The 993-nt window shown below is 43.7% G+C and carries 2 tRNA genes; both read right to left on the reverse strand.

The annotated features are described in order from the left end of the window. Positions 1–688: 688 nt before the first annotated feature. Positions 689–765, reverse strand: a tRNA-Ile gene (locus tag C6Y40_RS10280). 7 nt (positions 766–772) lie between these two features. Then, positions 773–848 (reverse strand) — tRNA-Ala (locus C6Y40_RS10285). Positions 849–993 lie beyond the last annotated feature (145 nt).

Genomic DNA, 993 nt, shown 5'->3' on the forward strand with positions numbered 1-993 from the left:
GCCAAGGCATCCACCGTATACGCTTAGTCACTTAACCATACAACCCTAAATAGCTTCCCAGGTAACCCTGTTCGTCGTAGCCACTGCTTATTCACATGAGTGAGGAATAAGGTGAACTACCGTACAACACTATCCAAAGGATGCGACATCCTAAAAGGATGGATAACGTTGCGCCTAACCTCCGCCTTTTTATCCGGAGTCAGGTGTGCATTAAAGCACTGTTGCATGCATGACTGTCTAATCTTCGTGCAAAATCGACGTTGTTTGTCGACTTTTGCGCAAGGAGGACGAACAGTACTCACAGGAGTAATGGACATCAGCCTTACAGCACGTTTTTGTCAAGTAGAGTAGCTTTGAAAGAACATCTTTCGATATTCTCAGTTACTCAATATTGATTGATTACTAATATCAGCTTTCCAAATTGTTAAAGAACATGGTGCAAAATCGATGTTGTTTATCGACTTTTGCGCAAGGAGGATTCACAGTACTCTTTAGAGCACGCAATCTCCCTGAGGGTAAAAAACCCTAATCAATGCTTACTCTATGAGTAAATATTCATTAGGATTTACCTAGACTTACCAACCAAATTTTACCGTTACTTTAGCGAGTAGAAAAATCGTCAGAAAGCTCTGCTTCCGGTTAAACGATTTTACACGCCCACTTGCTTTGCAAGTGTTTGCAGGAAATTTGGTAGGCTTGGGCAGACTTGAACTGCCGACCTCACCCTTATCAGGGGTGCGCTCTAACCAGCTGAGCTACAAGCCTATAAGAATGGTGGAGCTAAGCAGGATCGAACTGCTGACCTCCTGAATGCAAATCAGGCGCTCTCCCAGCTGAGCTATAGCCCCAGTGATTTCCCTTACGAGTAAATCTTGGTCGTTCTTTATTTCATAACAAAACAATCTGTGTAGGCACTACATTAAGTCGTCCAACGACTTTACGTAAGGAGGTGATCCAACCCCAGGTTCCCCTAGGGTTACCTTGTTACGACTT

The sequence above is a fragment of the Marisediminitalea alba genome (assembly GCF_002993365.1).
Lineage (GTDB): Bacteria > Pseudomonadota > Gammaproteobacteria > Enterobacterales > Alteromonadaceae > Alteromonas > Alteromonas alba.